This window comes from Longimicrobium sp. (genome assembly GCF_036388275.1).
Classification (GTDB): Bacteria; Gemmatimonadota; Gemmatimonadetes; order Longimicrobiales; family Longimicrobiaceae; genus Longimicrobium.
The window spans coordinates 38,206-64,208 of the sequence record NZ_DASVSF010000091.1 but is presented as its reverse complement, the minus strand read 5'-3'; the positions used below and the strand labels follow the sequence as shown (position 1 = coordinate 64,208).

Sequence of the window (26,003 nt, the reverse complement as noted above, 5' to 3'; positions counted from 1 at the left end):
CGCGAGGTTGAAGGAGCGTCTACTTTTCAGCCTCACCCCCTCAGTTGTTTCTCCCCGCCCCGCCCGTCCATGAAGCTCCCGCTGATCGTCTTGGCAGCACTGGCGCTGGCCGCATGCGAACCGCCGACGGGAAGCGGAAAGCCCGACATTCCCGAGCTTGCCGCCGGAGCCACGGTGGAGGGCGTGGTGGCTCCCGGCGCGAGCGCCGCGTACGAGGTGGTGGCGCCCGATGCCGAGTTCCGCATCCTGCTGCGGGCGCGGAGCGGCAGGGCCGCCGACACGCTGGTGGCCGAGCTGCTGGACCGGAGCGGCACCGTCATCACCGCGGTGCGCAGCGTGGGGTCCGACACCTCCGCCAACGGGCAGGCCAGCGTCTGGATGGCACCGACGGACGAAAAGCGCAGGATCATCCGCGTGCGCGGCCACGGCGCGGACGATGGCGGGGCGTACTCGCTGCTGGTGTTTGCGCGCGATCCGGCGCCCGAAGCCATTCCCCAGGCGATCACGCTGGGCCAGGTGGTGGACGGAGAAGCACTCGACGTGGAAGGCGACGTGGACGAGTTCACCGTCCAGGGCACCGCCGGGCAGGAGTGGATCGTCTTTGCCGCGTCGCCGGCCTATCTCGACGTGCAGCTGGTGGCGCCGGTGACCGACGCGGTGGTCACCACCACCAGCACCGCCACCCGGTCGGCGGTGGTCGAAGAGAACTCGTCGGGCCGCGTCGTCCTTCCCGCCACCGGGACGTACCGCGTGCGGGTGGCGGCGCGGTTCGAGCAGCCCGGGCTCACCCCGTACCGCCTGCGGGTGGACGCGGTGAACCGCGCCCCCGAGAGCGGAAGCGCGGCCCTGGCGCCGGGCGCCATCGCCGAGGAGGCCATCGGCTCGGTGGGCGACGTGGACGAGTTCACCTTTTCCGCCCCCGCGGGACAGGAGATGAACCTGTTCCTTCAGTTGCGCTCCGCGCTGGCCGAAAGGCTGACGCTGCAGCTGCTGCGGAACGGCGAGGAAGTGGCGCGGCTGGAAACGGCCCCCTCCGCCGCCGCGCAGGACGAGTTCGCCACGGGACGCCTGACGCTGGCGGGCGGCATCTACACCGTCCGCATCCAGGGACCCGTTCGCGGCCTTCCGGAGCGCACGACGGCGGGCTATCGCCTGGAGCTGTACGCCATAGACCGCCGCCCCGAGGCGGGAGGCCCGCTGGTGCTGAACGGCGCCACCGCGTCGGACGCCATCGAGCGCCCCGGAGACATCGACGAGTTCGTCTTTCAGGGCACGGCCGGGCAGCGGGTGGTGATCCATATCTCCGGCCCGCCGCCGGTACGCGGGCCCATCACCGCGCAGCTGGTGGGGCCGAATACCCAGCTTCTGCCCGAATCCCCGCTGCACCCCGTCAGCGTGGCCGTGGGCTCTACCGCCACGCCCGCCTACGCGCGGCGGATGACGCTGAACGAGACGGGGCCCCACCGCGTGCGCGTCGGCGGCGAGTTCACCAGCTCCATGGGCACCGGGCCGTACACGGTGGGCGTCTACACCGTGTCGGCCGCGCCGGAGCACGTGTCCGCGACCATGCAGATCGGCCAAAGCGTCACCGGCGAGCGCATCGACCACCCCGGCGACCTCGACGAGTTCTCCCTGGCGGGGCAGGCTGGGCGCGAGGTGGCGCTGTTCCTGGGCGCCGACCTGACCAGCGGCGGCATGATCGCTCGCATCGAGACCACGGGCGCAGCCGGCTTTCTACCCTCGATCCATGCCGCCGGCCCGTCGCTGGATGGCGCGTCCACCGGGCGCATCGTCCTGGGGGATCGTCCCTATACGGTGGTGGTGGACCCTCAGATGTTCGGCTCCGGCGCGGTTTCCACGACCGGGGGCTACGGGGTGCGCGTGCTTCCCATCAACCGCGCGCCCGAAGGACGGCCCGCCGCCTACACCCTGGGAGACACGGTGTCGGGCGAGCCGATCTACCCCGCGGTGGACATCGACGAGTACACGTTCAGCGTGGCCACCCCCACCACGGTGCGCATCTTCTGGTCAGCCCAGAGCACGACCCCGGAGGACCACGTTTCTGCCCTGCTGGTCACCGACGGGTCCGAGCACCACGTGTGGAACAGCCGGGAAACGTTCAATGACGTGCTGGTCAGGGAGATCAGGCTGGCCGCCGGACGCTACCGCCTGCGCGTGTCGGACCCCAACCTTGGAGAGACCGCCAGGGTCACATCGAACTTCACCCGCAGCTACCGCTTCGCGTTCGTCCCATAGGCGATCCGTGCGTACGACAACGGCCCCGGCGCGTGCGCCGGGGCCGTTCATCCTTCCATCCGCTGACTCAGCCTCGGCTGCCCGGCCCGCGCAGCCACTCTTCCCACGTCACGGTCCCCCGCTCGCCATCCACCAGCGTTCCCTTCCCCGCTCTGAGGGCCGCGGGCAGCGCGCCCGGCAGCGGCAGGTGAACGGTCGGCTTCCTGACCCCGCGCGCCGCCTTCCACGGCGGTGCCATCTCCCCGAACGTCTGCACGCGCGGCCCGCCGAAGTCCGGCAGCCGCCCACCGGGCCCGTCCCGCACCGCGCGAACGAGCCGGTCCGCCGTCTCGCCCGTGTCCACGCTCTGCACGCGAAAGTTCGTGGGCACGGGCATCACCAGCGGTACGCGTGCCATGCCGGAGAGCATGCCGTCGATCAGCGAGTGGAACTGCGTGGCGCGAAGGATGGAGAACGGCACGCCGCCTTCCGCGACGATCCGCTCCGCCTGCAGCTTGGAGCGATAGTAGGCGAATGGCACCTGGTCGATGCCCACGATGGACACGTAGACGAAGTGGCCGGTCCCCGCCTCGCGCGCGGCACCGATCAGCCGGCGGGTGCCCTCCACGTCCACCGCCACGTGGCGCTTGGGATCGCTCGCGGCGTGGATCACGGCGTTCACCGCGACCAGCGCCTCGCGCACGCCTTCGCCCGACTCCATGTCCATGCGCGCCCACTCGCGCCCGGCGGGCAGGTCCGCGGGTGCCGCGCCGCGGCTGCCGACGCGCACCGTGTGCCCGGCCGCCTCCGCTGCGCGCACGAGCTCGCGCCCCAGCCCGCCCGTGCCGCCGGTCACCAGGATCTTCATCGCGTCAGACCTCGACCGGCACGCGGTCGACGAAGCACCACGACCAGTCCTCGCCAGGCTCGGCGGAGGTGACGATGGGGTGCTGCGTCTCGTGGAAGTGCTTGGTGGCGTGCCGGTTGGGCGACGAGTCGCAGCAGCCCACGTGGCCACAGGTGCGGCACAGGCGCAGGTGAACCCATCCCGAGCCGGATTGCAGGCACTCTTCGCAGCCGCCCGGCGTCCGCGGCTCCACGTTCTGCACGGCGTTCAGGTGCGTGCACGTATCCATCAGGTTCTCCCTTGGTGCGCGGTGTGGCTGGACAGAGCCGAAGCGGAAGACGCCGCGGCCAAGGGAATGTACAGCCCCCGGCGGCAGCCTACGAGGGGAGATTCGGAATGGGCGTGGGGAGGCCGAGCACCTTTTCGCTGGCGCCATTGAGCTCCCACTTCCAGCAGGCCGCGGCGCCGCCCGGGGTGTAGCCGCAGAACGCCCCGTGCCTGCCCACGAGCCCCGCGAAGCGGTAGTTGCCCGGCACCGGGACGGGTTCGACCGGGCCGTACCAGCAGAACGCCTCGCCGTCTTCGGTCAAGGCGCACGCGGCGCCGCCCACCATCACGCGGCTGGTGGCCGCGACCTCCACGAAGCGGCGGCCGCCCGCGATTGCGGTAGGCACGCGCTGATAACCTGCGCCCCAGCAGTAGGGGACGCCGCCGGCGGCAAGGGCGCAGACGTGCTCTTCGGCGGCGCTGATGCGGTCGAAGCGCAGCCCTCCCGACACGGGGACCGGCACGTTGCTGCCGGTGAGGGCGCCGTTCCCCAGCCCCACGCTCGACCCCCAGCAGTGCGCCTCGCCGGCGACGGCCAGCGCGCAGGAGAACTGCATTCCGTTCGTGATGCGGGCAAACGAAAGGCTGGTGGCCACCGGTGCGGGGGTGATCTGCGACGCTGAGCCGCCTGTCCCCAGCTGCCCCCCCAGCCCGCTGCCCCAGCAGTACGCCCTCTGCTGCACCGTGAGCCCGCAGCTGTGGTACGACGATGCGATCGCACCGAATCGCAGCCCCCCGGCCACCGGTACCGGCGAGTACTGATCCCTCGTGGTCCCGTCGCCCAACTCGCCGTTGGCGTTGTATCCCCAGCAGAAGGCCTCGTCCGACCGCGTGATCCCGCACATCTGCGAGGTTCCGACAGACCCGTGCAGCGAGCGGAACCGCATTCCGCCAGCGCCGGGCACGGCCGCCGCGGATGAGGTGGTGGTCCCGTTGCCGAACTCGCCGGTGCGGTTTTCTCCCCAGCAGTGAACCAGGTCGTCCGCCGTCAGCGCGCAGGTGGTTTGGAACGCCGCCGCCAGCGCAACCACGCGTGATGCGGGCGGGAGCAGCGGGTCTTCCCGCGGCGGCGTGCCAGGGCCGGGGCCGGGTCCGGTTCCGTCCGAGCACGCCACCACCGCGGCGAGCACCGGCCACGGAAGCACACGGGAAAGGGTGAATCGGAAGGAGGCGGATGGATTGCCGGGTACGGTCATGTCGGTGTGTGGGATTCGTGGGATGCGATGAGCCGCGTCGACGCTCGTGCACAACGCGCGTCGGCCGGTTTCCGGACGAGGCCGCAGCCGGCGAAGCTACACGGCCGCGCCGATGTGGGCGTGCACGAAGCTGATGGCCATGGAGCCCTCGCCCACGGCCGACGCCACGCGCTTGACCGACCCGGCGCGGACGTCGCCCGCGGCGAAGACGCCGGGGAGGCTGGTTTCCAGGAAGTACGGCGCGCGTGCGGCCTCCTTCCACGCATCCACCGACAGGCCGTCGCGCCTGGTCTCCTCGCCGGTGAGCACGAAGCCGGTGCGGTCCAGCTCCACGCATCCGCTCAGCCACGCCGTCCGCGGCTGCGCGCCGATGAAGAGGAACAGGGCCCGGGTGGGGATCACCTTCTCCTCGTCCACTCCGGCGTAGCGCAGGCGAACCTCTCGCAGGGTGCCGTCGCCATCCACGGCGGACACCTCGCAGGCCTGGTGAACGGTGATGTTGGGCGTGCGCTCCACCCGGTCCACGAGGTACCGCGACATGCCTTTGCCCAGGTCGTCGCCCCGGATCACCACGTTCACCCGGGCGGCGTGCCGCGACAGGTACATGGCCGCCTGCCCCGCGGAGTTGCCCCCGCCGACGATGACCACCTCTTCGCCCCCGCACAGCCGCGCCTCCATCTCCGTGGCCGCGTAGTACACCCCCGCGCCCTCCAGCTGGCGCAGGTTTGGGATTCCCAGCGTGCGGTACTCGGCGCCGCTGGCCACCAGCACGCAGCGGGTGATCAGCCGCGAGCCGTCGTCCAGGGTGACCACGCGCAGGCCGCCCTGCGTGCCCAGCCGCACGGCCTTTTGCGGAACGGAGATGCGGGCGCCAAACTTTTGCGCCTGCAGCAGCGCGTTGCGCGCCAGCTCGGGGCCGGAGATGCCCGCGGGAAAGCCCAGGTAGTTCTCGATGCGCGAGCTGGTTCCGGCCTGCCCACCCACCCCCTCGCCCTCCACCGTCAGCACGCGCAGCCCCTCGGAGGCGGCGTACACGGCGGCGGCCAGCCCGGCGGGCCCGGCGCCGACCACGACCAGGTCGAACACCTCGCCCTCGGCCACGTGCGCCTCGAGCCCCATGTAGTGCGCCAGCTCGGGAATGCTGGGGTTGGCGAGCAGCTCGCCCCCCCGCCCCACCACGATGGGCGTCTGCTCGGGCAGCACGTGAAAGCGGCAGAGCAGCTCCTCGGCGAGCGGGTCCTGCTCCACGTCCACCCAGGTGAACGGGATGTTGTTGCGGCTGCAGAACTCGCGGATGGCGTGCGCCTGGGGGGAGAAGCGCGAGCCGATGATCTGCATCCCCCGGTAGCCGTCGCTCAGCAGCAGCCGCCGGCGCATCAAAAAGGCGCGAAGCAGCATCTCGCTGATTTCCGGGATCTCGCGGATCACCCGGCGCAACCCGTCGGAATCCAGCTCCAGCACCTGGCCGGGCCCCAGCATCTGCGCGCGCACCAGGCTGCTGCGGCCGGAAAGCATGTCGACGTCGCCGCTGAACTCGCCGGGGCGGTGCACGGTGATCCGGCGCACCTCGTCGCCCGAGGGATCCACGATCTCCATCTCGCCCTCCAGCACCACGAAGAACGCCATCCCCCGCGCGCCCTCTTCCCACAGCGTTTCCCCCGCGCTGACGTGCCGCAGCGTTCCGCGGGGGCGCAGCGCGTCGATCTGCGCCGCGGTGAGCGTGGGGAAGGCGATGTCGTGATCGGTGATCAAGGTGCGCTGCCGGGCGGGAGCGTGGGACGATTGGATGGACGCCGATTGAGAATACATCGCCATGGCGCCGCTGTACAACGGGGCTGGCGCCGCGGGCTCCGAGAGCGCAACCTTTCCGCCGGCACCGGAGTCAGTGACAGGAACTCCAGGCCCACGTCCACCCGCACCCGTGCCGGCCCATGCGACCGATCCGCCTGCTGTTGTTGCCCCTGCTGCTCGTTCTCGCCGCGACGGAGGCCCGCGCGCAGGCCGCGCCGCCGAACTTTCGCGACGAGTTCCTTCGCCAGTTCAACAACTCGATGATCAAGTTCATCGAGCTTGCGGAGGCCATGCCGGAGGACCGCTACGCGTGGAGCCCGGCGGAGGGGGTGATGCCGGTGGCCCGCGTGTACGCCCACGTGGGCCACTACAACTACTACTATCCCTCGTCGGCGATGGGCGTGGCCGCGCCCCGCGGGCTGGACGCGGACAGCGTGGAGAATCGCGCGCGCAAGGCCGAGGTGCTGGACCTGCTGCGCGGCTCGCACGAGCACGTGCGGCAAGTGGTGCGCGGGATCAGCGACGAGCAGCTGGCTGCGACCACGAAGCTGTACGGGCGCGACGTGCCCCAGTGGTCGGTGCTCCTGCAGTTGCTGGCGCACATGAACGAACACCTGGGCCAGTCCATCGCCTACGCGCGGATGAACGGCGTGGTGCCGCCCTGGTCGCAGTAGGGGTATCGAGCGGAACCGCCGATCTCGCGAGGGGCGACCGACACTCTGTCCACGTTCGATCATCCGTCGCTACATTGGGCGGATGAAACTGAACACGTTGAGCCTTGCCGTCGATCTCCCCGCCCCCGTTCTCCAGCTTCGGGACGCGTGCGGCGCCGAGTGGCCGAACATCACGGCTTCACGCGAGCGCTCGGCGGCCAAGCTCGAGGCGTTGAGGGTTCACCTTACCGCGGCCGTCCCCCAGGATACGACGCTGGTCGTGTTCGGCTCGCTAGCGCGCAACGAGTTCACCGCCGGAAGCGACGTCGATTGGACCCTCCTGGTGGACGGCGCCGCCAATCCGGAGCACTGGGACACCACGCAGCGAATCCGGGCAAAGCTCGGCTCCCTCGGCATCAATGCCCCGACCGCCGGCGGTGCTTTCGGAAGCCTCACCTTCAGCCACGACCTGATCCACAAGATCGGGGGTGACGACGACACGAACCAGAACACCACGCAACGCCTGCTCCTTCTGCTGGAGTCGGCGTGCATCGGGCCCGGCCGCGCGTACGAGCACGTGGTGGAGAGCATCCTCACGCGGTACATCGAAGAAGACCTGCTGAGCCCCAACGACACCCCGTTCCGCGTTCCGCGATTCCTTCTGAACGACTTTGCGCGGTACTGGCGGACCATGGCCGTAGACTTCGCCCACAAGCGCCGCGTGCGCCAGGCCGACAAGTGGGCGCTCCGCACCACGAAGCTGCGCCTGTCGCGAAAGCTGCTGTACAGCGCGGGGCTGCTGAGCTGCTATCTGTGTGGCGAACAGTTCCGCGGCGCGCGCCGCAGCAACCCGTATCACGACGCGCGGCAGGTAACGCAGTTTCTCGCGCAACTCGTGAGAACAACGCCGCTGGACATCGTGGCGCGCGTCGTGCTAGATTCCTTCGGTGAAACTTCGGTTGTAGCGCGAGCCATCTTCGACACGTACGACGAGTTCCTGGGTGTGATGAACGATGCCGCGAAGCGTGAAACGTTGAAGCGGCTGCGCCCGGAAGAGGCAGATTCCAATGCGGTGTTCCAGGAGGCACGCCAGTTGGGAACCCAGTTCCATGATGCACTGACGCGGCTTTTCTTCGAGGGGCCGCTACGGGAGTTCACCATTCGCTACGGGGTGTTCTGATGGAGTGCATCGGCTTCTCTACCGGATCCATCGCGTGGTCGGATGCCCGTGCCGCGCTCGCCCTGCTGTTCGGTCATCAGACGGACGCCATCGAGCTCTCGGCGCTGCGCATCCATGAACTCGGTCCCCTGGTCGCCGACCTCTCCACGCTGCCGCTCGGGGACTACCACTACATTTCCGTTCATGCGCCCAGCGCGTTCCCGCGTGCGCAGGAACGCATCGTGGCTCGGGCGCTTCGCCCCGTCGCCGAGCGCGGATGGCAGGTGGTGGTTCACCCCGACACGCTGCACGACACCGGTGTGTGGGCGGAGTTCGGAAGTACGCTTTGCGTGGAGAACATGGACCGCCGGAAGCCCATCGGACGGACGGCGGCGGAGATGCGCGCCGTGTTCAACCGGCTTCCCGCGGCGTCGTTCTGCCTGGACCTGGCGCACGCGCGACAGTGCGATCCGTCCATGGGCGAGGCCGTTCGAATGGTGCACGACTTCGGCGAGCGCATTGCGCAGGTTCACCTGAGCGAGCTGAACGAGCAAAGCCGGCACGTGCGCCTGAGCGAGGCGGCTGCCGACGACTTCGAGCGCGTTGCACCGCTCATCCCGCCCCACGTGCCCGTGATCATCGAGTCGCCCGTCCAGGGATTCGAACTGGCGGCGGAGTTGGAGATTTGCCTCCGCGCGATGGGGCGCTTGCCGGCCTACGCATAATCACGCGCATCCCACACGAAACGGGCGCGGAGACCAACCGGTCTCCGCGCCCGTTTCGTAGATCCGTACCCTGGGGCATCAGCCGTTGCCCAGGTCGATCACCTTGACGTCGAAGGTGCCGCCGGAAACCTGGAAGGGCTCGTCGAACTCCTCGCCGGTGATGCAGCTGCCCTTGCCCGAGAAGGTGCCGCGGGCTTCCGTGGCCGAGAGCGCCGTCACCGTTACCGTGCCCTCGTCGATGAAGCACGCACGCTCGCCCGAGTCCGTCCACGAAGTGATCCCGAACGCCGCCACCGCATACGCGCAGTTGGTCTCGCAGTTGCCGCCCATGTCGTACGTGCCGGGCGCGTTCCCGTCCAGCTGGATCCCGATCATGTCGTAGTCGCTTCCCGACTTGGTGACGGCGGTCACGAGCACCGTGGTTTCGCCCTCGTCGTTCACGCGGGCGCCGCCGGCCCAGGTGCCCAGCGAGTTGTTGGTGGGCGCCGCACCCGCCGCCTGGAAGGTGCCGCTGCCGCCGTCGCCTGTGTAGGTGAAGCTGAGCGATCCCGAGCCGGTGCCCTCGTTGCCGGACCCGATGACGTCGTCGGAGTTGGCGCCGCAGGCGGCCAGGGAAAGCACGAAGCCCAGGGAAATCAGCTGCTTGATCATATGTATGCCCTCACGAGGATGCGGATTCGGTGTGGCCGCGGCATGGCGCCCCGGCGCTGCGCTCCGGCCACCCTCGCCGAAGCGAAGACAAGTCTACCCGCGCCCATCCACCGCCACATGAGTCGTTCTTACCATTCGTTCATCACCGGGGGAGCTGAATGTTTCCGGGAGATGAGCAGATCGGCTCATGATCGGCGCGCACTGGGCCGCTAGCTTCCCCAGAAACCGAACATCTCCGGATGCGCGCCTTGGCGGCTGCCGGAAACGCGTCCGAATTGCGGTATCATGCAGCCCCTGTCCGTGTCCCCCGTCCGCGACGAAGCCCCTCGCCCCGCCGCCGCCATGGTGCTGGTGGTGGACGACAGCGCCGCCGACCGCGACCTGCACTGCCTGGTGCTGCGCACGATGGGGCTGAACGCCGTCGCGGCCGGCAGCGGGTGGGAGGGGCTGGTGTGCGCCCGCACCCTCCTTCCCGCCCTGGTGCTCACCGACGTCCGCATGCCGGGGCTGGACGGCTGGGGGCTGGTGGAGCGGCTGCGCGCCGACCCGCGCACCGCGGCCATCCCCGTGGTGGTGGTGACCGGCGAGGGGGGCGAGACGCCGCGCCCAGGGCTGCCGCTGGTCACGGCGCTGCTGCAGAAGCCGGTGGACCGGGCGAGGTTCCGCGCCGCGGTGAATGCCGCGCTGCCGCCCCGGCCGGAGGGATGATCCTCCCGGCAGCGTCGCGAATGATGCGGACCTGAGCGTCCGCCGTTGGAAATGAGGGCGGAGGCGCGGAGATCCTTTCTCCACGCCTCCGCCCTTTCTTCGTGCCCATGTTCCGCCGATCGCCTGTTCCCTCTGCGTCCTCTCTGTACTCTCTGCGACCTCTGCGTGAAATGCAGTTCCGGTTACTCGGCGGATGCGCCCAGTTTGCTCAGCTCGCGGTCGTCGCTTGCACGGCGGGGTCGATGACCGCCTGGTTGCGCGTGTACCAGGCGACGTTCGCGCGGCGGCGGTCGCCGGCGGCTTTGGATCCCGCGGCGGCGTCCAGCCCCGCCCGGTTCGCCGCGAACATGTCGTCAGTCGCCGCCTCCCAGATCATCGTCACCACCTGGTTCCACTCCTCCGTCGTCAGCCCCGCCTGGCGCAGCGCGGAGGGAAGTCGCTCCGCGCTGGACTGCACGGCCGCGGCGCCCGCCTGGTTCACCCGCACCGCCAGCTCGCCGCCTTCGCCGCGCGCCTCCACCTGCATGATCATCACGGCGCCGTCCAGGTCCGCGCACGGGATGTAGGCATCGTACCCGGGCATGCGGCCCTCGCGGGCGTCCCTGCCGATCTTGACCGCCGCGGCCGGCCCGAAGCCACGCGGATCGTTCATCATGATCAGCAGGCGGCCGTCGGGCGAGCGGACCTGGTAGCCGAGGTCCCACTGCCCCGTCCACCGCCAGCCGCGGCCGACGTAGAAGGCGCGCGCCTCCTCCACCGACGCCCCCGTGAACACCGCGCTCACCATCAGTCCGCCCATCGCCTCCGTCAGCCCCGCGCTGCACCCGGCCTGGTAGCGGGCGGACGCGGGCACCGCCGCCTGGGCCGAGAACGCGCGCACCTCGTCCATCGCGTGCACCTGGCCGGACCGGATGCGCGCTACCCGCGCCTCTCCCGCTTCCGGGGTCATGACGCTCCGGAGGACGTCGATCTCCGCGGCCAACTGATTGGTGCCGCGGCGCATGTCGGCCGCCTGGGCGCTCAGCAGCGGAAGGATCCACGCGAGGTCCGCGTCCACGAACGGCGTGGCGAGCGCCGCCCGCCGCGCCGGGCGCACGGGCAGGCTGTCGGCTCCAACCGAGCGCGATGCGGATTGCGCGCGGGCCGGAGATTCTGGAGACGCTGACGGTGCGGCGGCCGGCGCGGCCTGCGCCGGATCGGCGGCGGATGTGGACGAGCCCGCCCCGCGGATGCGATTCTCCACCGCGTTCGCGGCCTGGTCGGCCGCGTGCTCTACCTGCTGGCGAACGCGGGCACGGACGTGGGCCAGCAGTTGAGCCTGGGCGGGGGCCGCGTCGGCCCCGAGCGCGGCGGCGGCGGCCGCGCCGATGAGGATATGCCTGATGTGCATGGGAATCTCGCCTCTATGGATACCCGTCCGCCCCGGGAGCGGGGCGGACGGCGGGGATTAGTGGAGTAGCGCGGGCGAGGGTCGCCCGCGCCTCGTCTCATCTACAGCCGCACCAATTCTACGCGGCGGTTCTGCTGGCGCCCCTCGGGGGTGGTGTTGGGCGCGGCCGGCTTTGTCTCGCCCAGGCCCTGGCTTTCCAGGCGCGCCGCGTCGATGCCGAAGCGCTCCACCAGGTACTGCCGCACCGCGGCGGCGCGGCGGGTGGAAAGCGACAGGTTGGCGTCGTCGGCGCCCACGTCGTCGGTATGCCCCTCCACCTTCAGGCGCAGGTCGGCGTGGCCGCGAAGCATGTTGCCGATGCGCTGCAGCACCGGTGCGCTCTCCGGGCGAATGCGGTCGCTGCCCGTGTCGAACAGGATGCCCTGCACCGCCACGCGCCCGTCCGCCGACAGCGCGTCGTACAGGTCGCGCCCGCCGGCCGCCACGCGAATGCTGGCGATGTACGCGCCCTCGTTGCCCGCCACCCCGCTGCCGGGGATGTTCACCACGATCTGCCGGCCGCGTCCCACGTCGAAGTTGGGCGCGTTGGCCACGCGCGTGCCCAGCACGTACATCTTGGTGTAGCGCCCGTCGCCCATCAGCCGCACGAAGAAGGGCACGTTGGGCTGGTAGCCCTGGAACCCGCCCTGGGTGGAGCGGCTGTCCTGCGTGTTCAGCCCCGCCACCGTGCGGAAGTTGGTGCCCACGTGAAAGGTGGCGCGCGCCTTTCCGTCGCGGTCGTAGCCGTGCTCGCCCTCGGCCAGGTAGATCTCGGCCAGGCTGGCCTCAGCGGCCATGTACTCGATCTCCAGCGTGAACCGCTCGGGCAGCGCCTCGGTCAGCGGAATGGCGAACTTCAGGTCCTCCGCGGCGCGCAGGTAGCGGCGCCCGCCCACCTCGGCCACTTCGCCGTTGCCCTCCAGCAGCTCCAGCCTGCGGGGGAAATCGCCCACGTTGTCGCGGGTGAAGTCTTCGGCGAAGAGCACCCGCTCGCCCGGCACGAAGTCGAAGTTGACGAACGCCACGGGCGCACCCGGCTCGGCCGGTGCATCCGCCTGGCCGGCGCCGGCTTCCTGGCCCTGCGCGGGTGCGGGCGCGGCCTGCTCGCCTCCGCCAATCGCTCCGCGCACCTGGTCTGCACCCTGCCGCACGCGGTCGCGAAGTCGCCCGAGCTGCGCGTGGGCCTGATCTACGGGGAGCACGGCCCCGAGCGCTACGAGGGCGAAGATGGCCGCCCGAAACCGATGGTTCATGGGTTCTCCTGGATGGATGTCGTTCCGGTCCTGTGAGCTTGCGGCACGCGGGAAATCCGTCCGCGCCGGGCTGCCACAATGCTACCGGATGCCAGGCGTACCAGCGTGAGCAGTTCTGCTCATCTTCACAGCCGCGCGGGCCGAGCACCCATCGCGATCCCCGCCACTCTCGTCCAACTCACGAGCGGGGGAGGCTGTGGTGCCTGCATGAGGTGAGGGCGCGGAGATCAGCCGATCTCCGCGCCCTCCGTGTTTGATCACCACGCTCCGCCGCGGCGGGTGCAGCGGACGTGTGAAGGAGTCGCGGCCAAGGCATCCATCACCGCTGCCGCGCCCTACCTTGTACGTGTCCGCGGCTGGATCCTTCGGCCCGCGCAGGGTGTGCTGCGGGTAAGTGCGGCGCGCCTGGGCCTCAGGATGACAGGCCTCTTCGCGACGTCGGCATGGAGTACAGCACGCCTGAGCCGGATGTATAAACCCTCTCCCGCTTGCGGGAGAGGGTCGCACGCGTGTCAGCGCGGGGGGGTGAGGGCCCCCCACGGCAGCCGAGGCCTCGGCTACGGTGACCGCTACCGCGCCCAAGTTCGTCGTGTCCGCGGCCAGATCCTTCGGACCGCGGCGGATGTGCTGCGGGCCGGCGCGGTGCGCCTGGGCCTCAGGATGACAGGCCTCTTCGCTATGTCGGAATCGGATACAGCACGCTCGGCCTAGTGTGTACACCCTCTCCCGCTTGCGGGAGAGGGTCGCACGCGTGGCAGCGCGGCGGGGTGAGGGCCCCACGGCAGCCGAGGCCTCGGCCTGCATTGACCGCCGCCGCGCCCTGGCTCGCCTACGCTACTCGGTCGGATCCGGCGCGCGTTCCGGGGCCTCGCCGCCCAGCGCGCGGACGATCTCGTCCAGCTCCGGGCTGCCGTCGATCACGAACACCACGCCCGGCGTGTCGATCACATCCGGCAGCGGCGTGCCGGGCGCGGGCTCGCCCTGCAGCGTCATCAATCCCGCGTGGTCGGTGCCCAGCTCCAGCTCATCGGCAGAGCCCAGCATGCCCTCCGAAACCTCGCCGCGCAGCTTGCCGCGCTTGATCTTGGTGCCGTTGGGCAGCCGTACGCCGCTGCGGATGACGGGGTAGTACGCGCCCGCCGCCACGTTGTTCGCGCCGGTGACGATCTGCAGCCTCTGCTCGGTGCCGTCGTTCACCACGCACACCTTCAGCCGGTCGGCGCTGGGGTGCTGGGTGACGGACTCCACGTGCGCCACCACCACGGGGCGCAGCAGCTCCGCCAGCGGCACCACGCGCGACACTTCGAAGCCGGCGCCGCGCAGCAGGGCAGCGACCTCCTCCGGGTCGGCGGGCAGGTTGGGGACGCGGGAGCTCAACAGGTTCTGGCTGACGTTCACGTGCGCTCCATCCAGCGGTTGGGGGGATTTTGACCGCCCCAACCTACCGCCTCGCGCGCTCCGGCGGGAGGCCGCCCTTACTGCAGATCCACCACGTGGATCTCGGTGGCTTCCGTCCAGTAGCCCACACGGGCGTGCACCGCCACCAGGTATCGCCCCCCGCCGGTGAACAGGATGCGCCCATCCACCACCGTCGGAAGCGCCAGGCGCTCGATATAGGCTCCGTCGGACACCCTGAGCTTCACCAGTCCGCCCGCCGCCGAGGCGTACAGGTGCGATCCGTCGGGAGTGAGGCCGGTCGTGTACCGGATCGGGGCGCCGGTGACCAGCGGAAACGTGCGGACTCTTCCGCCGGCGGCGTCGTGCACGTCGTACCCGGAGGCGAAGCGGCTTCCGGAGGGCGTCGACGACCACGTGCCCTCGTTTACGAGCGGGCGGCAGGTTCCGAAGCGGTCCGTGTCGGAATCGTACACCGTCGCGCAGTGGTGATCGTGACTTTCGAAGAAAAGACGTCCGTGGTCCGCCGAGCGGTGCACCAGGAAGTACGCCCCCGCCTGCTCCGCGTCTGCCCGCAGGCGCTGGCCGGTTCCGGAGCTCGACATTTCCACGACGCGGCGCTGCGCCGTGCTCACGATCTCGCCCATCACCAGCACCTTTCCGTTCGCCGCCACCCGCACCTGCATGGGAATCATCTCCACCCCGTCCACCGCCAGGGGAACCTTCACCGGCGCGGCTTCGGGACGGGAAAGGTCCAGCACGGCCAAGGCCCTCTCCGCCCCCAGCGCCACGATCAGCGTGTCGCCCCCACGCGTCAGGTCCAGCCCCATTCCGCCGGATGTGCTGGTGACCGCGCGGGAAGTCGCCGACAGGGTCGCAAGCGACACCACCTGCACCCGGCCCGTGTGGGGCATGGCCAGGTACAGCAGGCCGCGCGCGTGGTCCAGCGCCATGTCACCCGCGGGGGTGGCCACCGTGGCGGAGCGGACCGGGGCGGTGCGCCCGCGATAGATGCCGAAGCTGTCGGCGGGCGCGGTCACCGGGATGCTGTACATTCCCTCGTTGTTCCGCACCTGCACCGACAGGGTGGAGGCACCCGCCCACCCCGCTCGAACCGGGAGCTTTACGTCCAGCGCGCCGGCGCTGAACGGAACCGCCACCGAGTCACGGGCGTTCACCCCTCCACCCAGGGCGAACACCACCCATCCCGGTCCCAGGGAGTGCAGCGTCTGAATCGACAGCTGCATGGTGTCGCCTTCCGCGAAGCGCCCGACCAGCCGGTGCGTCTGTCCCTGGTACACGGGAGAGGTCTTGAAATAGGCCGACAGCACCATGGGCTGCACGTTGCTGGTCACGCGCATGGGGCGGGGCGGCGCCGCCACTCCACGCTGCAGGAACGGGTCGACGGCGTATCCCTGCACCTGGATGGGCTGGCCCACGGCGGCCTCGGCGGGCACCAGCACCTGCACGGTCCCCGTCACCGTTCCGCCGCCGCCCGCCGTGACTGCGTTCCGCACGGGAACCTGGGCGTTGAACGCGCCGGTAATCAGCACGCCGCTCTCCCACACGCCCCATTCGCCCTGCGCCTCGTAGCGGATGGTGATCACCCGGCCAGGAAGGGCCATCGAGTCTCCACCCGCCTCCGAAGAAACCTGGACGTTTCGCACCACGGGCGCCGGTGCGCCCCCGGCGGGCGGCGTGGGCCCGCACGTGAAGGTGTAGCTCGCGGTGCCGCTGCCGTCGCCCCCTTCCTCCGCGTAGTCCATCTCCATGGTGGCCTTGAAGGGCGCGTCGGCCCGGAGCGTCCACCGCGAGTTCTGGGTGGCGCCGGCGCCGATGCTGTTGACGGCCCAAGCCGTGATGACCTCCTGGGCGGGAACCGGCGCGGTGTCGCGGACCACCGAGCGGTCCATGCCGTAGTACCAGATGATCCGGCCCTCCCCCCACCGGGCGGCGCGCCCCGCCGACCCCTTCGCGGTCGCCTGGAGATCGACGGTGCACTGCGCCTGGAGAGCTCCATCGGAGGCTGCCACAACCACCATCTCGCCCGCGGTGCCGCCGAGGACCACGTCCACGGCGGACGACGGATTGGGCTTGGACGCCGTAGGCGGCTCGCAGGCGGTGAGCGCCAGGAGGGCAGCCGCAACCAGGGTGTAGGGAGCGATCTTCATGGGATGCACGTCCGGAAAGCGGTCGATCAGCGCGGATTTACGGCGCGGGAGCATGTGCGGGGTGAGCGTGAAATGTAAGAAAGGCGGATGTTTCCCACAATATGCGCGCTCCGGGTGCCCCGCGCCAAAGTTGCTCCTGGCACGGAGCTTACGCCGCAGGGAATCCGCTCCCCCGTATCCCGTCGACGGGATGGATGAGGCCCTCGGTTTTCAGTTGGCCGCGCTCAGCCGCGGCGGGTGCAGCGGGTGCAGCGGGTGCGGCGGACGTGTAAGCGAGCCGCGGCCTCTGCATCCATGACAGGGCGCCGCCGCGGCCCCGGCACTGGACGCACCGCGCCCGAGCCTGGTGTGTGCCCCCTGTCTCACGCCACAAGCCCCGTCGGGGAACCAGCGCCACGTGCTCCCGCCGCGGATGCGGCCGGGAGCAACGTAAACACAGAGTCCGTCTGGTCCTACGGCGTCTTGCGCCTGATCTCGACCAACCGGTGAACGGCGACCGGGTAATCGATGTAGCGGTCTCCCGGCCAGTTCGGCACCACGCCCGTCGCCGCGCCCCCGTGGTAGACGCCCTGGTAGTCCGTCGAGACTACGACGGTGTCACCGACGGCAAGGTTCAGTGACTCGATGAAGGCAGTCAAATCACCGGTTTCTCCCAGGATGATCCGGTTCACATCATGAAAGGCGCGGGCGTCCAGGTAGCGAACGCGATCCAGGTAAATCCGCCGCAGCCGTCCCGCTTCCGCAGTGCCAGCGGGGTCACGCTGAAAGGACCGGATGATCACGGCTTCGCTCACGACGTTTTCTTTCGCGGGCCTTTTCCCGTCGTACTCGCCGGCCAACCGGTCGATCAACTCGCACCCGGAAGCGAGCGTCGTGGCAAGGAGCAGCACAAACACGCGTACCGATTTCATGGTATCCGGCCTTACGAATCGAGTATCCATCACCTGTGCGCCCCACGCCGATAAACGAAATGGGGGGGGGAAGGCGAACGTATCGTCCCGAAAGTATCGTTGCGAATAGCTTACGTCAAACGTTCGCGTACGCAAGGCTCTCGAGCGAAGTCGGCTTGGGCGAGGACTTCGGCGCGCTGGGTGCCCGGCGCCAAAGTTGCTCCTGGCACGGAGCTTACGCCGCAAGGGAATCCGCTCCTCCGCATCTCGTCGTACGGATGGATGGGGCACCGCACGGACGGCGGTCCTTTCGCGCGCACGAACGCCGGGCGACATGAGCACTACCGTAGTTGACATCGTCCAGAGCCCCGAACGGCTCGCGCGCCTGCGGGCCACCGGGCTGCTGGACGCGCCCACCGACGCGGCGTTCGACCGGCTGACGAGGCTGGCCAGCCGGCTGCTGAACGCGCCGTTGGCCACGGTGACGCTGGTGGACAGCGACCGGCAGTTCTACATGAGCTGCGCGGGCATGCCGGAACCCCTGGCCACCGAGCGCGCCACGCCGCTGGAGTTCTCGTTCTGCAAGCACACCGTCGTGCTCGGAAAACCGCTGATCGTTCCCGACACGCGCGAGCACCCCATCGTGGGCCAGAACCCCGCCATCGCGCAGTTCGGGGTCACCGCGTACGCCGGCATCCCGCTGCTCACGGCCGATGGGCACGCCATCGGAACGCTGTGCGTGATGGACTACGTGGTGCGCCACTGGACAGACGACGACGTGCTGAACCTTACCGACCTGGCGGCGTCGGTGAGCACCGAGATCGAGCTGCGGATGGACCTGGCCGAGCGGGCCCGGGTGGAGGTGGAGCTGCAGCACACCGTGGGGATGCGCGACGAGGTGCTGGCCATCGTGTCGCACGACCTGCGCAACCCGGTGCACACCATTCAGCTCAGCGCGCAGTTCCTGCTGGACGCACTTCCCGCGGACGACGGCCCCGTGCCGGTGCGCCGGCAGCTGGCCATCGTGAGGCGCGCCGCCCAGCAGATGGACCGCATGATCGGCGACCTGCTGGATGCGGCGAGCATCGCGGCCGGGCACCTGTCGATGGAGCCGCGGGCCGTCCACGCCTCCGACATCCTGCGCGGCGCCTGCGAGGTGCTGAGGCCCATCGTGGAGGAAAAGGGGATCCGCTTCGCCTTCAGCGATGCGGGGAATGGCGCCCAGCTACGCGCCGACCCCGACCGGGTGCTGCAGGTGCTGGGGAACCTGGCGGGCAACGCGGTGAGGTTCACCGCCGCGGGCGGCTGCATCACCCTGGGGCTGCGGGTGGAGGATGGGAACGCGGTGTTTTCCGTCGCCGACACGGGCCAGGGCATTTCGCCCGAGCAGCTTCGGCACGTGTTCGAGCAGTTCTGGCAGGCGCGGCGGGCGGGCCGCCAGGGCACCGGGCTGGGGCTGACCATCGCGCACGGCATCGTGGCCGCGCACGGCGGCGGGATCGCCGTGGAAAGCACGCCGGGCGAGGGCAGCACCTTCTTCTTCACCCTGCCGCTCGCGGCGGCATAGTCCGGCGCGTGGCCCGGGGGTCAGTCGATCCGCAAGTCCCGGACGAAGTTGTAAGCAGATGCTTCGCTCCGCCCCTTACCTGCCGAGCCAGTAGCTGGCTTTCACCTGGAAGACGTTCACCGGCCGGTCACGGAAGAGCGCGGAGCGCTCGCGGCTGAAATCGAAATCGCCGAATGCGTCCGAGCCGGAGCGCTGCTGCGTCCACACGAAGAAGAGCGTCGAGCCCGGACGATACTCCCACCGTACCACCGCGGTCCCGCGCAGCGACCGGAAGTTGAAGTTGGGGTTGGCGACCTCGAACCCCGCCGCGGGGCCGGTGCCGTCGGGGTCCACGAGGTACCGCGTGACCCGGCCCGTGGTGTCGCGGGCCTCGCTCATCGTTCCCACGTCCCGCCCGTAGACCAGCGCGTCGGTGGTGCGCGGTGCCCGGTACTCGTTCAGGTCGCTGTAGTTGCCGCTCGCGAGGAGCGGCTGGGCGAACAGCTCCAGCGTCAGGTTGGGGGTGAAGGTCGCGTTGATGCGCGCGTTCATGGACAGGTTGTGCTGTTCCAGCCGCGCGAACACGCTCCGGACCCCGCCGAACTGCCTCGCCGTGGAGTCCGCGACGTTGGTGACGAAGGCCCGCGGGTCCACGTCCCACAGGTACGACGGGCCCAGGCTGATGCGTATGTTCTCGGCCGGCTTGAGCACCAGGCTGGCGTTCCCCGTGACGAACCCGCCGTTGTCGGCGATGTTGGGGCCACCCTGCCCGCCCACCGTCCAGCTCACCCGCTTGCGGGTGTCACCGTTCAGGGTCGACGAGAAGAGGTGGTATCCCGCGCTGCGGACGATCACCCCGCCGCGGGTGCGGTACGGGTCGTACGTCGGCGGGTGGGTGATCACCAGGCCTCGTGCCTGGACGTAGTTGCGGAAGGTGATCTCCCCCAGGATCCCCCCCTGCAGGTCGGTGCGGTCGCCGTCGTAGTTGAGCTGCTGCTGCGCGGAGACGGTCAACGACGCCCCCCGGTACCAGCGGGTGGGGTTCGTCCAGCTCCGCTGGACGCTGGCCTGCATCCACCGGAAGTCGGTGCGGGTGAGCGCGGCCAGGTCGTTCACCTCGAAGCCCGGGCTCCGCCAGTTCTGCGCGGTTTCCCAGCGCCAGTTCCCGCTCTCCTTGGCGATCCGGGCGTACATCCCGTAGCCGCGCAGCGACGTGCGGGCGGGATCGTAGCGGATGTCGAACAGCCCGTCGCTGGTGGCCTTCCGGTCAGGCCGCTGAAAGTAGTGGGCGCTGGTGCGCTGGGTGCGCCGGAGCGCGCCGCTGTCTCCGGCCACGTTCGAGAAGGCCACCTGTCCCGTGAATGAGTAGCCGCGCCCACCCCAGTAGTGCTGGACGTCGGCGCCGGCGGCCTCGGCCCGGTGGTGGAGCCGGCTGGTCAGCGCCGGGTCGCTCATGAACCGGCGGGTCATCGTGGTGATGAAGCCGATCCGCGTGTCGCCGTTTCGCAGGTCCTGCCGCACACGGCCCACCAGGTAGTTGGTCATGGGCTCGATCTCGCGGCTCGCCGGTTCATCCGTCGGCGTGGCCTGGGGAACGTAGCGCGCCGTGACTCCGTCCGTGAGCGCCTCGAGCACGGCGACGGAGAGCCCGCCCTTCGTGCGGCCCGTGATCTTTGCGGCCCCCAGGATGGTGGCCGCGTCCGCGAAGTCGGCGTAGTTCCCCGGCTGCACGAGGCCGGCGAGCTGCGGCGCCCGTCCGATCCGGCGCGTGTAGAACAGGTTGAGGCCCGACGCGTTGCTGCAGAGGTAGCAGCTCACCCCCCCGAACGAGAATCCCCCGGCGTTCGTCACGAAGAAGGGCCGCTTCTCCTGGAAGGTCGTCTCGAAAGCCGAAAGGTTCACCACGGCGGGGTCCACCTCGACCTGCCCGAAGTCGGGATTCACCGTGGCATCCAGCGCAAAGCTGGAGCTCAGGCTGTAGCTGAGGTCCCCGCCGGCGCGCGTGCCCAGCTCCCGCCGGCTGCGGAACGGGTTGCCGGCGGGCGGCTCCGCGAAGGTGCCCTTCTGCACCAGGTACGGCAGCAGCTCCAGGCGCCGCGGCTGCGCGGCCAGGGCCAGACCGGTCACCGTGCCGAAGTATCCGGGACCGCCCGGCTCGTTCCTCCGCCAGAAGGCCCACATGCTCGACTCGTTGCGCCGCGCCAGCGTCCGCCACACCTGCAATCCCCAGCTCTGCAGCGAATCGCGCGGAAAGCGGAGTTGGGAGAGGGGAATCTTGAACTCGGCGGTCCACCCGAGCGAATCGACGCGCGACGCACCCTCCCAGACGGGATCGAAGGAGGCATCCGAGTTCAGCCGGTCGCCCTTTACGCCCAGCGGATTCAGCTCGAACCAGACGCTCGTCTGGCGGTCGCGGTAGGGATCGAGCACCACCGCGATCTTGTCGGAGGCGTTGTCGTTGAGCAGCTGGTCGCGCCGCACCAGCAGCTTGCGCACCCCCGACGGCCCTCCGGAGTCGAACATCCGGGCGCCGATGTACACCGCGCTCGCGTCGTACAGCAGGCGGATCTCCGTGCGCTCGGTGGGCGCCGCTCCCTCGTCCGGCTGCTGCTGGCGGAAGTCGCCCGCCACCTCCGCCGCCATCCACGCGGCGTCGTCGAGCCGCCCGTCGATGACGATCGCGGAACTCCGGGCGGCCGCCCGGACGGCGGGGCGGGGATCGTTCTGCGACCCGGGCGCCGGGGCCTGTCCCACGAGCGGCGCGGAGAAGAGGAACGCGACGGCCGCGAGGGTTCCAGCATGCATGGCAGCGGGGGATTCGGGACGTCCAGGCGGGCGGAGGAAGGGCCGCGGGTTCAGCCGCGCCGGGAGTATGGGTCCGGCTGGAATCCATCGCAACCGAGGGCCTGCGGTGCGGGGGGTTTCGGCGGGGCGGGGGAGTCGTATTGTTAGCCATCTTTCCCCCGCCGCCCCGAGAGCCGATGAAAGCCTTCGCTCCCGCCCTCCTGCTGCTCGCCGCCTGCCAGGCTCCTGCTCCGGCAGAGCACCCGGGGGCGGCGGTCGCCACCTCCCCCGCCGCGGCAGCGGGGGTTCGCCCCGGCATCGAGACCTTCCTGGCAGACCTGCCGGCGGCGGTGCGGGGGAAGCGCGTGGGGCTCATCACCAACCACACCGGGATCGACCGGGCGCGGACGCCGGACATCGACCTGATCGCGCAGCACCCGGAGCTGACGCTGGTGGCTCTCCTGGCTCCCGAGCACGGCATCCGGGGGAACGTCATGGACGGGGAGCACATCCAGGACGAGGTCGATCCGAAGACGGGCGTGCCGGTCTACTCCCTGTATCTGTCCGAGGACCGCGCCCCCACCCCGGCGATGCTGAAGGATGTGGACGTGCTGGTGTACGACCTTCAGGAGGTGGGCGGGCGCACCTGGACGTACGTCTCCACCATGGCGCTCGCCATGCAGGCCGCGAAGGCGAAGGGGATCCCGTTCGTGGTGCTCGACCGGCCCAATCCCATCGGGGGCGAGATCGTAGAAGGCGCCCTGCTCGACCCCCGGTTCGCGTCGTTCGTGGGGATGTACCCGATCCCGGCGCGCCACGGGATGACGGTGGGCGAGCTCGCGACCCTCTTCAACGAGAAGTACGGGATCGGCGCGAACCTCATCGTGGCGCGGGTGGCGAACTGGCGGCGCTCGCAATGGCAGGACGAGACCGGGCTCCCCTGGGTGAACCCGTCTCCCAACCTGCGCTCCCTCGCCGCGCTGACGAGCTACCCCGGAACGGTGTACTTCGAGGGCACGAGCGTCGCCGAGGGGCGGGGTACGGACCGCCCCTTCGAGCAGGTAGGGGCCTCGTGGCTCGACGCCCCGCGGGTCGCGGCCATCATGAACGCGAAGCAGCTCCCGGGGATCCGCTTCGAGGCGGTCACGCTGCCGATGGAGCCCACGGCGCGGAAGTTCCCGGGCCAGGCCATCCCCGGGATCCGCTTCGTCGTCACCGACCGGCAGGCGTACCGCCCCGTGCGCACGGCGCTCCTGCTCATCGACGAGATCCGCCGCCAGCACCCCGCCGACTTCGCGTGGACGCGGACCATCGACCGCCTCACCGGCTCCGACAAGGTGAGGCTCGCCATCGAAGGAGGCCGGCTCCTCCCCCTGCTGGACGAGTGGGACCGCGAGGCCGAGGAGTTCCGCGCGGCCCGCAAGCCGTACCTGCTCTACCCGTAGTCTCCCGGGGCTCGACAACCAGGAGAGCCGGCAGCTCTCCCGTAGCTGGCCTTCACCTGATCGATTGAGCAATCTCGCAGAAGTGCGGCGGGCTGGCAGTTGAAGTCCGATCGGCATCGTAGCCGTGATCCGCAAGCTTCGTTTCACTTAGCGGATGCGACAGGTCAGGCATCCTGGAGGGCATTCGCACGGCGTTCGCGCAATCGACCACGACCCTGATTCGCGAACGCGGGAACTCAACCTGAGGGTCAGTTTTGCGTCCGTCTCATCCAGTACATCAGCCCGTTGAAATCCGCGATTCCGAGTGAGTACCAGACGCGGTGTCCGCCGTTGAATGCTGGATCCGGATCATCAAGGTACCGGATGCCGAGTCGGAGTCGGTCCGCAATGAGCTGGAGTGTGAGTGTGCCTGTTTGGAGCGAACCGTGAGCACGCTCGCCCGGATCGAAGCTGTGAAGCGGTTGCCAAGCAGCCTCGATGCTCGAAACCCACGGAGACAGCGTTTCCGGAGTCAGACGGATACCGAGCCCTCCGCTGAGATCGTAGGTCCCTCCGCTGCGTGCGGTGACGCTCGCCGGCAGAATCACCGAGAGCACTCTCATTTGGCGGGACGGGTACAGCGTGGGACGGTACGACAGTTCAACCCCGTTACCATCTGCCCAGCTTAATCCATAAGGGACAGGGAACTGCATCAGGCGCCGACCCTTGTGCTCGGTGAGAGTCTGGATGGACGACGGGTCAAGATCCCACCCTCGCCGCCAACCAAACGTCACCGCTCGCCGCGGGCCTACCCCCCGATAAAGCATCTCCCCCCATTCAATGAGGTTCTCCCGGGAGTACCTTGCCGTGGCGGTGTCCCACCCGAGCGCATCTTCCACTCGCCAGAGCTGGTGAACGACGCGATCGGTTAGTTCCACCGTGAATTCCTCGGGATTGACTAGCAACCGTTGGAAAGTGCCATCGACTGGACACGATTCCGGTGCAGTCGCTGATCGTGCCCAGCTACAGGCTGGCTCGCGCGTCCATAAAGCGACCTCTTTCCGGACTTCCGGCGTTGCAGCGATTCTGAGTACTTCGGCGAAGCCACCTATGCAGGTCAATCGCTCCTGCCAACGGTATCTTGCGCATGAGGTATCGCTCCAGCGCGACTCGTATCGGACCCGGTGGTTTGCTGTAAGTAGCGCATCCAAGATACGCGCGCGTGTTAAGACCGCGTGCTCTTCGGTCACACCCGGCGATAGGGTGTCGACAACGAGCGTGGCCGGATCATCCGCGGCGGCATTCGGGTACTCGTCCCGGAAGAAATGCCATAGCGCCCGGGGAGCCACCCGGCCAACGGGAATATGAGGCGAGCGAAGCAAATCTCGCGTGCGTTCGGCGATGCAGGCGCGATCTTGCGCTGTATCTGCCCGCCCTGCACAGAGTAGGTCTTGCGCTGCGAAGCGGAGGCCGTCATACATTCCGGCGTAAAAATCATACTCCCGTAGTGGGCTACCCAGAAACGCGCCAAAAGCCCCAAGATGCTCACCGAAGATGGGTTGCGAGCGACTTGTGGCTCGCAACCAGTTCCGCTGCACGTGTCCTGTCGGGCCAAGCTGCGCGAGAGAACGGGAAAGTGAATGCAACTCGTACTTTCGTGCGCTGGTAATCAGCGGAAGGGCGACGTCGAGGACTCCCGCCAAACCGCGCGGTGCTGGCACGGCTCTTTGGTCACCCGCAGAGAGGGTGTGTAAGCTGTCTCGCGTAAGCGAGGCATCGATATAGACCAGCCGAACTCGCTCGTCCATCGAGTCTGTCCCCGGGATTGATAGAAACAACGAGAGTGCGAGCGCTAGGGGGTTGTTGTCGAATGCGCCCCCGTCCACGAATGTGGCTTCCAGCTTACATTCTGACCCACTCCTGCATTCCCAATCCGCATTGAGTGAATCGCGATCCAGATATGTCAGCACTACCGGCTCAAATGCGAACGGAAACGCTCCCGATGCGGAGACAAACTTGAGGATAGAGTCGCCGCTGATCCGCCTTTCGCCGTCGGCCGGCGCGATTACGAGCTCTCCGGCGGAGATGTCTGCGTGCAACCCGGGATGAGGCTGTATAAACTGAAGGCGGCCGTCCGCTGCTCTTCGTACCCGGTATGCGGCTACGAAACGCTGGGTCGGAATCCAAATCGCACTATCTGGATCCAGGACAACGCTGTCCGGAACCACTCGGGTCAGCGATAGGCCAACCGGGATGTCACAATTGCCCGAGCCCGGCTGATTCATCTGCTTCACAACACTGCCGAATACGGGTCCATTCAAGAAGTCTCGGTGAAAGAGCGCTCGGTTTCGATCATCGTTGAGTTGCTCGTTCATCAACTGCTCGATCCCCGTATGGACCCACATTCTCCAGAACAGGCTTTGCTCCGGCTCGCGAGCGGTGCCGGCGCACGCTTCCACGGCTGACAGCAGGCCGTTCACGTTTCCTGCGGAAGCCCCGGTTGCTGTTCCCAGATAGAAGAAGCTGTTGCCGAGTCCGACCGAACGTCTGAAGTCCGGGTGCTTGGAGGCCCGGAGAAACTCCACCAAGGCCCAGTTCAGCCCTGCCTCATACGCACCAAGACTGATTCCCCCGCTTACGCTCACAAGGACCGGAACACTGTCTTGCTCAGGTTGCGACAGCAATGGGTTCGCCATGCAGCCGAGCAGGCCTGCGATGGCGGGAATCAGCAGAAAGCGACGTCCGACGAAGGTCATGATGTGCACTCCAGGCCAAAGGGTTCAATCAACGCAGCGTGCCAGCCGCTACATGCGCATCGT

19 protein-coding genes are annotated in these 26,003 nt (G+C 69.0%); 7 read left to right on the top strand and 12 right to left on the bottom strand.

The features are described from left to right. Window positions 1-69: 69 nt before the first annotated feature. A complete protein-coding gene (locus tag VF632_RS19110) occupies window positions 70-2,256 on the top strand; it encodes a hypothetical protein (protein WP_331024533.1) in 2,187 nt (728 codons plus the stop codon). 67 nt (window positions 2,257-2,323) lie between these two features. On the opposite strand, the gene VF632_RS19105 is transcribed toward VF632_RS19110, so the two are convergent. From VF632_RS19105 to VF632_RS19090, 4 genes are all read right to left on the bottom strand, one after another. Then, window positions 2,324-3,103, bottom strand: a complete 780-nt coding sequence (locus VF632_RS19105; protein ID WP_331024532.1) for an SDR family oxidoreductase — start codon at window positions 3,101-3,103, stop codon at window positions 2,324-2,326. Window positions 3,104-3,107: 4 nt separating this feature from the next. Then, on the bottom strand, window positions 3,108-3,371 hold the full coding sequence (locus VF632_RS19100; RefSeq protein ID WP_331024531.1) for a UBP-type zinc finger domain-containing protein: 264 nt from the start codon (window positions 3,369-3,371) through the stop codon (window positions 3,108-3,110). Window positions 3,372-3,459: 88 nt separating this feature from the next. After that, window positions 3,460-4,605, bottom strand: a complete 1,146-nt coding sequence (locus VF632_RS19095) for a hypothetical protein (RefSeq protein ID WP_331024530.1) — start codon at window positions 4,603-4,605, stop codon at window positions 3,460-3,462. 96 nt (window positions 4,606-4,701) lie between these two features. After that, entirely contained in the window at window positions 4,702-6,357 is a 1,656-nt protein-coding gene (locus tag VF632_RS19090) for an FAD-dependent oxidoreductase (protein WP_331024529.1), read from the bottom strand. Window positions 6,358-6,536: 179 nt separating this feature from the next. Between VF632_RS19090 and VF632_RS19085 the strand changes: the two genes are divergently transcribed. The 3 genes from VF632_RS19085 (at window position 6,537) to VF632_RS19075 (ending at window position 8,933) form a co-directional block, all read left to right on the top strand. Then, the gene (locus VF632_RS19085) at window positions 6,537-7,070 is read left to right on the top strand and encodes a DinB family protein (RefSeq protein WP_331024528.1); all 534 of its coding nucleotides are present in this window, start codon (window positions 6,537-6,539) and stop codon (window positions 7,068-7,070) included. Window positions 7,071-7,167: 97 nt separating this feature from the next. After that, window positions 7,168-8,229, top strand: a complete 1,062-nt coding sequence (locus VF632_RS19080; protein ID WP_331024527.1) for a nucleotidyltransferase domain-containing protein — start codon at window positions 7,168-7,170, stop codon at window positions 8,227-8,229. Next, window positions 8,229-8,933, top strand: coding sequence for a hypothetical protein (locus tag VF632_RS19075; protein WP_331024526.1), 705 nt, complete (start codon window positions 8,229-8,231; stop codon window positions 8,931-8,933). Before VF632_RS19080 ends, VF632_RS19075 begins: the two co-directional genes overlap by 1 nt. A 78-nt stretch (window positions 8,934-9,011) precedes the next feature. Here VF632_RS19075 and VF632_RS19070 read toward each other — a convergent pair whose 3' ends face one another. Next, window positions 9,012-9,584 (bottom strand): hypothetical protein, encoded by a 573-nt coding sequence (locus tag VF632_RS19070; RefSeq protein ID WP_331024525.1) that lies wholly within the window; start codon window positions 9,582-9,584, stop codon window positions 9,012-9,014. Window positions 9,585-9,869: 285 nt separating this feature from the next. Here VF632_RS19070 and VF632_RS19065 point away from each other — a divergent pair, with 285 nt between their 5' ends. Next, on the top strand, window positions 9,870-10,292 hold the full coding sequence (locus VF632_RS19065; protein WP_331024524.1) for a response regulator: 423 nt from the start codon (window positions 9,870-9,872) through the stop codon (window positions 10,290-10,292). A gap of 208 nt (window positions 10,293-10,500) precedes the next feature. Here VF632_RS19065 and VF632_RS19060 read toward each other — a convergent pair whose 3' ends face one another. From VF632_RS19060 to VF632_RS19040, 5 genes are all read right to left on the bottom strand, one after another. Continuing rightward, a complete protein-coding gene (locus tag VF632_RS19060) occupies window positions 10,501-11,682 on the bottom strand; it encodes a hypothetical protein (protein ID WP_331024523.1) in 1,182 nt (393 codons plus the stop codon). 101 nt (window positions 11,683-11,783) lie between these two features. Next, on the bottom strand, window positions 11,784-12,974 hold the full coding sequence (locus tag VF632_RS19055; protein WP_331024522.1) for an OmpA family protein: 1,191 nt from the start codon (window positions 12,972-12,974) through the stop codon (window positions 11,784-11,786). Between the two features lie 834 nt (window positions 12,975-13,808). Further along, a complete protein-coding gene (ytpR, locus tag VF632_RS19050) occupies window positions 13,809-14,372 on the bottom strand; it encodes a YtpR family tRNA-binding protein (RefSeq protein ID WP_331024521.1) in 564 nt (187 codons plus the stop codon). Between the two features lie 77 nt (window positions 14,373-14,449). Then, on the bottom strand, window positions 14,450-16,540 hold the full coding sequence (locus tag VF632_RS19045) for a hypothetical protein (RefSeq protein ID WP_331024520.1): 2,091 nt from the start codon (window positions 16,538-16,540) through the stop codon (window positions 14,450-14,452). Between the two features lie 452 nt (window positions 16,541-16,992). Next, on the bottom strand, window positions 16,993-17,451 hold the full coding sequence (locus tag VF632_RS19040; RefSeq protein ID WP_331024519.1) for a hypothetical protein: 459 nt from the start codon (window positions 17,449-17,451) through the stop codon (window positions 16,993-16,995). A gap of 313 nt (window positions 17,452-17,764) precedes the next feature. Here VF632_RS19040 and VF632_RS19035 point away from each other — a divergent pair, with 313 nt between their 5' ends. Continuing rightward, window positions 17,765-18,997, top strand: a complete 1,233-nt coding sequence (locus tag VF632_RS19035; protein WP_331024518.1) for a GAF domain-containing sensor histidine kinase — start codon at window positions 17,765-17,767, stop codon at window positions 18,995-18,997. Between the two features lie 75 nt (window positions 18,998-19,072). Here the strand turns inward: VF632_RS19035 and VF632_RS19030 are convergent, their stop codons facing one another. Further along, entirely contained in the window at window positions 19,073-21,781 is a 2,709-nt protein-coding gene (locus VF632_RS19030) for a DUF5916 domain-containing protein (RefSeq protein WP_331024517.1), read from the bottom strand. Window positions 21,782-21,957: 176 nt separating this feature from the next. Between VF632_RS19030 and VF632_RS19025 the strand changes: the two genes are divergently transcribed. After that, on the top strand, window positions 21,958-23,205 hold the full coding sequence (locus VF632_RS19025) for a DUF1343 domain-containing protein (protein ID WP_331024516.1): 1,248 nt from the start codon (window positions 21,958-21,960) through the stop codon (window positions 23,203-23,205). A gap of 248 nt (window positions 23,206-23,453) precedes the next feature. On the opposite strand, the gene VF632_RS19020 is transcribed toward VF632_RS19025, so the two are convergent. Next, window positions 23,454-25,940, bottom strand: a complete 2,487-nt coding sequence (locus VF632_RS19020; protein ID WP_331024515.1) for a patatin-like phospholipase family protein — start codon at window positions 25,938-25,940, stop codon at window positions 23,454-23,456. Between the last annotated feature and the right edge of the window lie 63 nt (window positions 25,941-26,003).

Excerpts from the sequence above, each read along its gene's own strand:
- VF632_RS19110 (WP_331024533.1), top strand. The coding sequence starts at position 70 with ATGAAGCTCCCGCTGATCGTCTTGGCAGCACTGGCGCTGGCCGCATGC.
- VF632_RS19105 (WP_331024532.1), bottom strand. The coding sequence starts at position 3,103 with ATGAAGATCCTGGTGACCGGCGGCACGGGCGGGCTGGGGCGCGAGCTC.
- VF632_RS19100 (WP_331024531.1), bottom strand. The coding sequence starts at position 3,371 with ATGGATACGTGCACGCACCTGAACGCCGTGCAGAACGTGGAGCCGCGG.
- VF632_RS19095 (WP_331024530.1), bottom strand. The coding sequence starts at position 4,605 with ATGACCGTACCCGGCAATCCATCCGCCTCCTTCCGATTCACCCTTTCC.
- VF632_RS19085 (WP_331024528.1), top strand. The coding sequence starts at position 6,537 with ATGCGACCGATCCGCCTGCTGTTGTTGCCCCTGCTGCTCGTTCTCGCC.
- VF632_RS19075 (WP_331024526.1), top strand. The coding sequence starts at position 8,229 with ATGGAGTGCATCGGCTTCTCTACCGGATCCATCGCGTGGTCGGATGCC.
- VF632_RS19070 (WP_331024525.1), bottom strand. The coding sequence starts at position 9,584 with ATGATCAAGCAGCTGATTTCCCTGGGCTTCGTGCTTTCCCTGGCCGCC.
- VF632_RS19065 (WP_331024524.1), top strand. The coding sequence starts at position 9,870 with ATGCAGCCCCTGTCCGTGTCCCCCGTCCGCGACGAAGCCCCTCGCCCC.
- VF632_RS19060 (WP_331024523.1), bottom strand. The coding sequence starts at position 11,682 with ATGCACATCAGGCATATCCTCATCGGCGCGGCCGCCGCCGCCGCGCTC.
- VF632_RS19055 (WP_331024522.1), bottom strand. The coding sequence starts at position 12,974 with ATGAACCATCGGTTTCGGGCGGCCATCTTCGCCCTCGTAGCGCTCGGG.
- VF632_RS19045 (WP_331024520.1), bottom strand. The coding sequence starts at position 16,540 with ATGAAGATCGCTCCCTACACCCTGGTTGCGGCTGCCCTCCTGGCGCTC.
- VF632_RS19040 (WP_331024519.1), bottom strand. The coding sequence starts at position 17,451 with ATGAAATCGGTACGCGTGTTTGTGCTGCTCCTTGCCACGACGCTCGCT.
- VF632_RS19035 (WP_331024518.1), top strand. The coding sequence starts at position 17,765 with ATGAGCACTACCGTAGTTGACATCGTCCAGAGCCCCGAACGGCTCGCG.
- VF632_RS19030 (WP_331024517.1), bottom strand. The coding sequence starts at position 21,781 with ATGCATGCTGGAACCCTCGCGGCCGTCGCGTTCCTCTTCTCCGCGCCG.
- VF632_RS19025 (WP_331024516.1), top strand. The coding sequence starts at position 21,958 with ATGAAAGCCTTCGCTCCCGCCCTCCTGCTGCTCGCCGCCTGCCAGGCT.
- VF632_RS19020 (WP_331024515.1), bottom strand. The coding sequence starts at position 25,940 with ATGACCTTCGTCGGACGTCGCTTTCTGCTGATTCCCGCCATCGCAGGC.